General features: G+C 39.9%; 9 protein-coding genes and 1 rRNA gene. All 10 read right to left on the bottom strand.

Annotated features, from left to right (window positions below; translation table 11 throughout):
- Window positions 1–31: 31 nt before the first annotated feature.
- The 10 genes from htpG to rrf all read right to left on the bottom strand — a co-directional run bounded on the left by htpG (window position 32) and on the right by rrf (window position 10,100).
- Entirely contained in the window at window positions 32–1,954 is a 1,923-nt protein-coding gene (htpG, locus tag GLIP_RS11605; protein WP_008844822.1) for a molecular chaperone HtpG, read from the bottom strand.
- Window positions 1,955–2,359: 405 nt separating this feature from the next.
- A complete protein-coding gene (gene recR / locus GLIP_RS11600; RefSeq protein ID WP_008844820.1) occupies window positions 2,360–2,959 on the bottom strand; it encodes a recombination mediator RecR in 600 nt (199 codons plus the stop codon).
- A gap of 9 nt (window positions 2,960–2,968) precedes the next feature.
- Window positions 2,969–3,295 (bottom strand): YbaB/EbfC family nucleoid-associated protein, encoded by a 327-nt coding sequence (locus tag GLIP_RS11595; protein ID WP_008844819.1) that lies wholly within the window; start codon window positions 3,293–3,295, stop codon window positions 2,969–2,971.
- Between the two features lie 27 nt (window positions 3,296–3,322).
- Entirely contained in the window at window positions 3,323–5,794 is a 2,472-nt protein-coding gene (gene dnaX / locus GLIP_RS11590; protein WP_008844818.1) for a DNA polymerase III subunit gamma/tau, read from the bottom strand.
- Window positions 5,795–5,800: 6 nt separating this feature from the next.
- The gene (apt, locus tag GLIP_RS11585; protein WP_008844817.1) at window positions 5,801–6,337 is read right to left on the bottom strand and encodes an adenine phosphoribosyltransferase; all 537 of its coding nucleotides are present in this window, start codon (window positions 6,335–6,337) and stop codon (window positions 5,801–5,803) included.
- 35 nt (window positions 6,338–6,372) lie between these two features.
- Window positions 6,373–6,495, bottom strand: a complete 123-nt coding sequence (locus tag GLIP_RS22415; RefSeq protein ID WP_008844816.1) for a hypothetical protein — start codon at window positions 6,493–6,495, stop codon at window positions 6,373–6,375.
- Window positions 6,496–6,566: 71 nt separating this feature from the next.
- Window positions 6,567–7,313: an HvfC family RiPP maturation protein gene (locus GLIP_RS11580; RefSeq protein WP_008844815.1), complete on the bottom strand. Its 747-nt coding sequence runs from the start codon at window positions 7,311–7,313 to the stop codon at window positions 6,567–6,569.
- Window positions 7,314–8,165, bottom strand: a complete 852-nt coding sequence (locus GLIP_RS11575) for an HvfB family MNIO-type RiPP peptide maturase (protein WP_008844814.1) — start codon at window positions 8,163–8,165, stop codon at window positions 7,314–7,316.
- 85 nt (window positions 8,166–8,250) lie between these two features.
- On the bottom strand, window positions 8,251–8,637 hold the full coding sequence (locus GLIP_RS11570) for an HvfA family oxazolone/thioamide-modified RiPP metallophore (protein WP_008844813.1): 387 nt from the start codon (window positions 8,635–8,637) through the stop codon (window positions 8,251–8,253).
- Window positions 8,638–9,984: 1,347 nt separating this feature from the next.
- Window positions 9,985–10,100 (bottom strand): 5S ribosomal RNA (gene rrf / locus GLIP_RS11565).
- Between the last annotated feature and the right edge of the window lie 154 nt (window positions 10,101–10,254).

Raw genomic sequence — 10,254 nt, 5'->3', positions numbered from 1 at the left:
TTTTTATTACTATTGAAATCAATAGTCAGTTTTACTTAGCTAAATCCATTAGCAATTTATTCAATTTTTGAATAAAAGTTGCTGGATCTTTTAAGCTACCTTGTTCAGACAAAGCGGCTTGATCATATAGCACGTCAACCCACTGAGAGAATTGACCTTCGTCTTGTAGGTCAGCCAGTAATTTAACCAACTGATGTTCAGGGTTAAGTTCAAAGTGGTATTTTGCCTCTGGTACAGGTTGCCCTGCAGATTGCATCAACTTGATCATCTGCGTTGACATACCTTGCTCATCAGTCACGATACAAGCTGGAGAATCAGTCAATCGATGGGTGAATTTCACATCAACAACTTTGTCTCCAAGAGCCGTTTTAACACGCTCCAACACACCTTCTACCGCTTTTTCAGCTTCTTCTTGCTCTTTCTTACTTTCTTCATCTTCCAAGTCACCCAAATCTAGTGCACCTCGGGCAACAGATTGAAATGATTTTTCATTGAATTCAGTTAAATGTGACATTAACCACTCGTCAATGCGATCTCCCATTAACAAGACTTCAATGCCTTTTTTACGGAAGATTTCTAGATGCGGGCTAGACTTCGCTGCTTGATAGCTGTCTGCAGTAATAAAGTAAATTTTCTCTTGGCCATCTTTCATTCGACCAATATAGTCTTCTAATGAAACGGTTTGCGCATCACTATCGTTGTGCGTTGATGCAAAGCGCAATAATCCTGCGACTTTTTCTTTATTCGCAAAATCTTCAGCTGGACCTTCTTTAAGCACAGCACCAAATTCTTTCCAGAAAGATTGGTACTTTTCAGCATCATTCTTGGCTAAACGCTCCAACATTTGTAATACACGTTTAGTACAACCTTGGCGAATAGCTTGGGTTACTTTGTTATCCTGAAGGATTTCACGAGAAACGTTCAAAGGAAGATCATTGGAATCTAATAAGCCTTTAACAAAACGTAAATAGACAGGCATAAACTGTTCAGCGTCGTCCATGATGAAAACACGCTGCACGTAAAGTTTTAAACCATGATTCTGATCACGATTCCACATATCGAACGGCGCTTTAGAAGGAATATACAACAAGCTAGTATACTCAGTTTTCCCTTCAACTTTGTTGTGCGCATGCATAAGTGGATCTGCAAAATCATGAGAAACGTGTTTATAAAACTCGTTATATTCTTCTTCGCTAATTTCAGATTTATCACGAGTCCATAAAGCACTGGCTTTATTTACCGACTCCCATTCACCCGGTTGAGCTGGGATTTTTTCACCGTCAGGCCCGTCAGATTCAGGAACTTCTTCTTTCCACATTTTTACTGGAATGCCAATATGCTCTGAATACTTAGTGACGATCGAACGCAAACGCCAGTCATCCGCGAATTCTTTTTCGTCTTTACGCAAATGCAATACGATTTCAGTGCCACGATCCGCTTTTTCGATATCAGTGACAGTGAATTCACCTTCACCTGCTGACTCCCACTGAACACCTTTATCTGCGCTATCACCTGCTGCACGACTTCTAACAATGACATTGTCAGCTACGATAAAAGCAGAATAGAAACCAACACCAAACTGTCCGATAAGTTGTGAATCTTTAGATTGATCGCCTGATAAATTATTGAAGAATTCTTTAGTACCTGATTTAGCGATAGTGCCCAGATGCTCTATTACATCCTCTTTGTTCATACCAATTCCGTTATCGGAAATGGTAATGGTACCTGCTTCTTTATCGGCACTAAGCTTAACGCACAAATCACTATCATTTTCATAAAGAGAAGGATTTGAAAGTACTTTAAATCTTAATTTATCTGCAGCATCGGCAGCATTTGAAACCAATTCACGAAGGAATATTTCTTTGTTGGAATAAAGTGAATGGATCATCAATTGAAGCAATTGTTTTACTTCGGTTTGAAACCCATGAGTTTCTTGATTAGCTGTTTCAGCCATAAACAAATTTCTCCTATAGACCGTTTTGTTTCTAGGCTTAGGAGATAAGGTCGTTTAGTTTCTTTTCAAGCAAACAAGTCTATTTATTATCAATTTTTGTTTAAAAATATTGAATTTGAAAAAGAAACAAAATGTGACAGTGTTTCGTGGGACTTTAGCTTTTTGATGAAAGCGACCAACTTCTTCCTGAAGCTTTCATCAAAAAGCTAGTTGGAATTATTGGTACATTCGAGTCTCAAAAAATGATTGAAAAATATGTTCAAGAAAACTCCACAGCTATTTTGAATAATTAGCTCATGAACAATGAATCTAGATCTGCCGCTTGAATGCGTCTTCTGCATGACACGTCAGTATCCCTAGGTAAACACACTAAAACTTAGAAGTAATTAAACAATCAAACTATAGCTAGATAGCACGTCGTCCAGTAAATGCATGCATTAGCGTGTTGCCGTCTACGTACTCTAATTCTCCACCTACCGGCATTCCATGCGCTAATCTAGAAGCTGAAATTTGTAGCGTTTTACACATCTGCGCAATGTAGTGAGCAGTAGCCTCACCTTCAACTGTGGGGTTAGTGGCTAAAATGACTTCCTTAAACTTACCCGATGTTAACAAACCTTCTAGCTCATCTAAGCCAATTTCATTTGGACCTATTCCGTCGATAGGTGACAAGTGTCCCATCAAAACAAAGTAACGTCCTTTAAATTCAAGGGTTTGCTCCACTGCAATCACATCCTGCGGAGACTCAACAATACACAACTGCCCTGCCTCTTCACGCATCGGATCGTTACAGATATCGCATAAACTTGATTCTGTAAACGTTCGACAAGACTGACAATGCTTCACATGCTCCATCGCATTGTGCAGCACATTACTGAGTTGCATGGCACCATCTCGATTGCGTTCCAACAAATGAAACGCCATACGTTGCGCACTCTTCTTACCGACTCCGGGAAGATGAGTTAACGCTGCAATTAGTTCAGTAATAAGTGGGCTGTATTGCATTTTTGTCGCTTAAAACGGCATCTTGAAGCCAGGAGGTAGAGGCATGCCGCCAGTCACATCACCCATTTTCTCTTTGGTCGTTTCTTGAATTCGACGAACTGAGTCGTTTATAGCCGCTGCAACAAGATCTTCGATCATATCTTTATCATCTTCCATTAAAGACGGATCAATTTCGACTCGTCTAACGTTGTGATTACAAGTCATTGTTACTTTAACTAAACCAGCCCCAGATTCGCCTGTGACTTCTATTTTAGCTAATTCTTCTTGCGACTTTTGCATGCGCTCTTGCATTTGTTGCGCTTGCTTCATGATATTTCCCATACCACCTTTAAACATAATGTTCTCTCTTCTTGATAATTTAAATTAGCGAGGTTTGATACTTGTCTCAATTACCTGCGCGGAAAATATATCCTTAATTCTATTAATATTCGGATCGGTTTCTGCTATGTGCATAGCGTGTTGCATTCTCACCTGATTAATAGTTTGTTGCACAGCAAAAGGGGTACTGATTGGCTGAGCATGCTCAACTTTTAGTTCAATTTCTGTTTGAAACAACTCGCTTAGTGCGCGCTGCAATTGTTCTCTTGCTGTTGGTGTATCTAGATGTGGTTTCGAATCTAATAACTTCAAGGTCACTGTCGCATCATTTTTTTCATATGATGAATGCAGTGCTAATTGTTTTGTTAATGCAGTGACTTGCATTTGCTCTATAAGTTGGCTCCAGGTATCTAATTGATGTGAATGAAATACTTTTTCACCATTTTCGAGAAAAGCAGGAACCTCAAAATCTACGTTAACTTCAACAGGCTCATTCAAATGAGCCATTGGATCAAAACTGTTTTGTGAGTCATCCGTTTGTTTTTCTAAATCAACATTGTCGATGGGCCAAGGGGGAGAGACGTGTTGTAACTCGGCATTATCGATTGATTCTTTTTCTTCACCTTGGACAGGCATTTCACTTTTTGCAACAGTAGATGTACTTTCAACTTTATCATTCTTCTCAGTTGAAACTGGCTGTTCGACATCCTCAATCTTACTATCTACAGGTTCAGATTCAGGTTGCGCGATAACATCTAAATTTTGTGGGTTTTGATCGGCTTTTATTTCGCTTTGAGAGCCTTGTTCATTTTTAACTTGGGGTTGTGTTTTAAATCTCGATGGCAAAAAGTCGTTGTCGGACTTGGTAACCGTTTTAACTTCTGTTTCAGTTGCACATTCAAGCTTAGCGAGTTTATTTTTAAGGGCGATTAAATTCTCTGTTGCCGATAACGCGTGATTTTGTGTCGGAGTATCTTTACTTACATTTTCATCCACAAGATGAGTTTGCGCTGCATCAACGCGACTAGTGTCAACCACCGCAGACGTGTTGACGAAATTATCTTCATGAAAATCGGCTATATTTGACGGTTGGTCATAAGGTTCATGGTGATAAGTATCGTTATTTTCGTAACTTTCTGAATGGTTAACTGTATCAGGAAGACTATGATCCTGCTGCGAATTGGTAGAGCTTGAAACGGAACTTACTTCTCTTTTTTCATCGCGTTTTGACTCTATCGACTGGTCGGCAGTTAACCTATCTGCCTGTTCAATAATATTATTTTGTTGCTCAATTAAATTATTATGTACGCTAATTTCATTCAGTTCATCGACTTCAACTGTTTTTTTTTCAGCGGATGCATTTGACACAGGAGTATGAGAAAACGGTATCTCTGGGCTAGATGAGTTGGTTTCTTCAATACTCATCGAAATTGGAGCGGGATTAAACGCTAACATTCTGAGCAAAGTCATTTCTAATCCAACACGTGAATCAGACGCATAAATAATATCTTTTTTGCCTTGTAGCGCAATCTGATAAGCCAATTGTACTTGTTCAGGTGGCATCATTTTAGCTAACTGAAAGATAGCACGAGCTGACACCGTTTCTAGCTTACACGCTTCAGGCACAAATTGAGTTAATGCAACTTGATGAAGCAAACTCATTAACTCAGACAATACTTGTTCATAATTCACCGATTGTTGAGACATAGTCTCAACTTGTGCCATCACTTGGACTGAATCATTACTGAATATCGTATACAAAAGTTTTACTATTTGCCCTTTATCCATTAAACCTAGCATATCGGTCACGATGGCATTGGTAACCTTCCCATCGCCTTGCGCTATCGCTTGGTCGGTTAAACTAAGCGCATCACGCATACTCCCTTGAGCGGCCCGGGCTAGCTGTGACAGGGCTTGTGGCTCACTGAAAATATTTTCTTCAGATAATATATAGTTTAATTGCTGAGAAATTTGCTCGCGTGACAAAGCCTTTAAATTAAACTGCAAACAGCGAGACAATATTGTGACTGGCAGTTTTTGAGGATCAGTTGTAGCCAACAGAAACTTTACATGTGGGGGTGGCTCTTCAAGCGTTTTTAATAAAGCATTAAAGCTGTGCTTTGACAGCATATGCACTTCGTCTATTAAGTAAACTTTGTACTGTCCGCGAGTTGGCTTGTATTGAACATTATCAAGCAACTCTCTTGTATCTTCTACTTTTGTCCTAGAAGCAGCATCAATTTCCAATAGATCGACAAAAGTTCCATTTTCGATTTCTAAACAGGTATCACACTTTCCACATGGATTTGCACTTAAACCCGTTTCACAATTTAGGCTTTTAGAAAAAATCCGCGCAATCGTGGTTTTTCCTACACCTCTTGTGCCTGTGAACAAATATGCGTGATGCAATCTATTGTTGTCTAATGCATTCGATATTGCGGTAACAACATGCTCTTGACCAACCAATTCTGAAAATCGGTTGGGACGCCATTTACGAGCAAGTACTTGATATGCCATTAGTCGTTATTCACCATCAAAATCACACAGCGAATGACATTGAATACCGTGTTGCTTTAATCGCTCTTCGCCGCCTAAATCAGGTAGGGAAATAATAAAACCTGCATGTTCCGCGATACCGCCTAGTTTCCTAATGAGATTTGCTGTAGCGACCATGGTTCCACCAGTAGCTAGAAGATCATCTATCATCAGTACTTTCTCCCCAGGCTTTATCGCATCAGAATGAATCTCTAGTGTATCCACTCCATATTCAAGCTCGTAAGACTCAGAAATAGTGTCTCGTGGTAATTTATTGGGCTTACGAACGGGCACAAATCCAATTCCCATTTCAATGGCAAGCGGCGCTCCGAATAAAAACCCTCGCGCTTCTGTCCCAGCAATTTTATCAAAATTCAATGGGGCAAACTTTTCAAGTAACAACGCTATACTGCTCGAAAATGCACTATGGTCTTCTAGAACCGAGGTCACATCACGAAATAAAATCCCAGGTTTAGGATAATCAGGAACGGTTTTTACGATAGATTTGATATATTCAGCTGACACAGACATCCTCTTTGTGGCTGGTTTTTTATTGAAAATTACAGGTAAAACGCAAACCAACCCAAGAAAACATGCATTAATGGTAGCGCGAGTAATACACCAAGTCCTACCAAAAGATATGTCCAGTTAAACGGGTCTTTTGTTGGGCTTTGTTCTTGCATAATTGGACTCCAAACTTTGAGTGTTAACGAAGCGCCAAATAGTAATGCAAAGTGGTAAAAATTAATAGGGGTTAATCGATTGGGATCAACAATACTTGTTGTTCCAGCAACTTTTCGATTGTTTGTTTGGTTCCTTGAATAGTATGTTGCTGTGGTATTTGCGGCATTGCGGTTAGCATTTGTTCTGTAACAGACTTTAGCGTATGCGCTCCAGGCTGCTGTAAAAGCGTAATTAAATGTGCAGTAACGTTATTAATTACGTTAAATCCAATTTTGAACGCAGTATTTCGATAAACAATGATAAATATTGGATCGGATGGTTCTGAAGGTTGAAAGGTTTTTGAAATTTCGTGCACTGGGTATCGATAACTCGCTATCTCTACAGAATCTGATAGGCAAATATTATCAACCACTTCTTTTCCATCCCATTGTTTCGCGTGTTGATACGTTTTTTTCGTACTTACCGCGAGCTCTAGCCATTCATAATGAGCAAGTTCTAACAGAAAAGTGGGATCAGTTTCACTGATAGTATGTTCGTTACTAAGATACTCGAGAAATTCCCTGTTAATTTCAACGAAATAAGGTGATGTGCATTGATGTGTTTTAAAGAACCTCTTAGCCAAAGCCAGCCATTTTTCTTTGCCGTAAATACTCGCGAGTACTGGAAATCCATTTGATAAAAACCCGAGTATATTATTAAAAAGAAGCTCTTGATAAACAACTAGACGACGTTTTTCTACATTTGCTAACCCTTTAGATTGATTAGAGTTACGTATACTTTCACTGAATTCCGCTTGTTTTTGATGAAAAGATTTCATTTATGCTCTTTTCACTTTAGGTAATATTTTAGATCGATACTTTTCTTGCAGATTGCGTATTTTCTCAATTTCTTTTAGCAGCTCATTTATAGGGGGAATATTGAAATCGCGTTCCAACAAAGTTGGAAAAACACCATGATATTCATATGCTTTTTCGAGCAAATCCCAAACAGGTTGAATTACGTCAGCACCATGTGTATCAATTTTTAAATCATCAGCCTCATCATAGTGACCTGCAATATGACCATACATTATCTTTTCAGTAGGCAATGCCTTAATAAATTCAATTGGGTCATAAGCATGATTGATTGAATTAACATACACATTGTTTACGTCGAGCAGCATTTGACAACCAGATTTTTCAAGCACATTTAAGGTAAACTCTAGCTCTGTCATTTGTTTATCAGGCCAAGCATAAGTTGAAACGTTTTCAAGCACTAAAGGCCGTTGTAAATAGTCTTGCACTAATTGAATTCTTTTTACGACATGCTCTACCGCTTCAGATGTAAACGATATTGGCAACAAGTCATATAGATGCCCATTGTTAGAACAATAACTTAAATGTTCACTGTAAATCAGCACATTATGTTCATCTAGAAATGCTTTTATATCTTTTAAAAGTTCAAAGTCTAGTGGATCTGTACTTCCAATCGACAAAGAAAGTCCATGATTTACCAGATTCGTTCTAGAAGATATCTCAGTAAGTTGTTGTTGGTATCGACCACCAAGTGGTATCCAGTTTTCTGGGGCAACTTCCCAAAAGTCGACTTGAGGAGGAAGAGTTGGTAATAGTTCGTCAAGCATTTCACGACGTAACCCTAAACCAACGCCATGCAGATGCCGTTTACTCATAACTAGATTCAACTCTTAGCATTTTAATTAAGGTAAAGTCAGAGGCTGAAGTTCAACCTCTTCTTTATTTTGAAGTTAAGAAAATTTAAGTACTAGTTCCGCATTTTCCCTCTTTGTTGGCTTTTTCACCACCGCACTTACCTTCGCCACACTTGCCTTCACCGCACTTGCCTTCTTTATCGGCTTTTTCACCACCGCACTTACCTTCGCCACACTTACCTTCACCGCACTTGCCTTCTTTATCAGCTTTTTCGCCCCGCTTTTCTTCGCCACATTTACCTTCCCCGCACTTACCTTCTTTATCGTTTTTTTTGCCTCCGCACTTGCCTTCGCCAGCTAACTGCATATATCCAGAATCTAACGCTTGAATATCAAATGGGTTAGCATTTGCTTGCAGAGTAACTGTAGATAACGAGCCAATAATGACTGCACCCAATGTAGATGCGACAGTTGATTTATTAACTTGCTTCATATTTTTTTCCTTTTCAAGGCTAATTTGAAATTTAATTAAATGTTAGCTATCACATCAAGTTCGACATTTAATAAATTTTTAGTTTTAACAAACCCAATCACTGCATTTTAATTTACTTTGCATTAATTAGGTGGATTTGATCATTCACAATCTATAGGACAGGTTATTGTTAATATTAATTTCTAAAACTTATCATATTTCAATAATAACACAGAATACATACATTCATACACTGATCATCTTCATGCAGATTCTAATGAAACGTATTTCTCTATCGCTCTTCATTTTATAGTGCCTTTAATTAACAATTAAGTTGTATGTAGTTTCTCACAGACCTTAAAACTCAATACATTAATCAGACGGTATCCCAGTAGGTATTTACGGGCTGAAGCCCGTGCTACAGGTTTGTGCGTTTCTTTACTCTCACATGGGGGTAAGCGAGGATGTTTTAGGAACGCAGTTCCGCCCGAGCGTATTACATGGACAGGCATTGCATAACACTGGATGGGTGAAAAAGGGGCTCTCTGGAGCACGGCTCCAGCCGTTTGAACGACTCAAGCTGTGCTTGAGGCTGGGAATCCACTTTGTGACGGTTGACTGCGGGAGTAGATATTGCGCGGCAGCGCTTAGAAGGAATGCTACCTATATCAATGTTTATAAAGGTACTTCGTTAGGTAATCAGCAATTCACGGGCTGAAGCCCGTGCTACAGGTTTGCGCGGTTCTTTACTCTCACATGGGGGTAAGCGAGGATGTTTTAGGAACGCAGTTCCGCCCGAGCGCACGACCGACATGGATGTCGTGCTGGAGACAGCCACATGGATGTGTGACACCTAGTTACCTATTACATGGACAGGTATTGCATAACACTCGATGAGTATGGTTTCCCTTGGGGTGTAATTGCGCGGCAACGCTTAGAGTAAGGGCTATCCAACTGTGATGGAGATATCCGCCTAAGATGTAAAGTCTGTAAATGCAAAAAAGGGCTACCCTTTCGGATAGCCCTTTCTCTTATAGGAGTCTGGCGCACTGGCCGTGGGCATGAATACTACTCTCACATGGGGGTGGAGTCGGTTGTTTTTAGCTTCGCAGAAGCGTTGAGCGACGGAACGGGCAGCATGGATGCTGCACTGGGTGTTGCACCAGGGATGGTTGATATCTAGCCGTTTATTACATGGACAGGCATTGCATAACACACCGACGGGTTAGGTTTCTCTGCGGGATAGTTCTTGCGCGGCAGCGCTTAGAATGAGGCCACCTTAATTATATTCGATAAATATGCGGATATTTTACAGGCATCAGAAACGAAAAAAGCCACCCTATTAAGGCGGCTTTATTCTAAATGGGAGTCTGGCGATGTGCTACTCTCACATGGGGAAACCCCACACTACCATCGCCGCTAACACGTTTCACTTCTGAGTTCGGAATGGGATCAGGTGGTACCGTGTCGCTAAGGTCGCCAGACATTAACTGGTTGTTTCGCCGTTTAAGCAAAACATTAACAAATTCGGAAAAGCGATATCATAATCAAATCGAGTTGCGTACTCTGTGCTCATTACTGAGCTTATTTTGTGTTGTCTTGTCACTCAAACAACGCCAAATCTTAGTAAACTGCTTA

It is taken from the genome of Aliiglaciecola lipolytica E3 (assembly GCF_000314975.1).
GTDB classification, from domain to species: Bacteria; Pseudomonadota; Gammaproteobacteria; order Enterobacterales; family Alteromonadaceae; genus Aliiglaciecola; species Aliiglaciecola lipolytica.
Note: the sequence above shows the minus strand (reverse complement) of the source record. Positions and strands in the feature narration are given on the sequence as shown.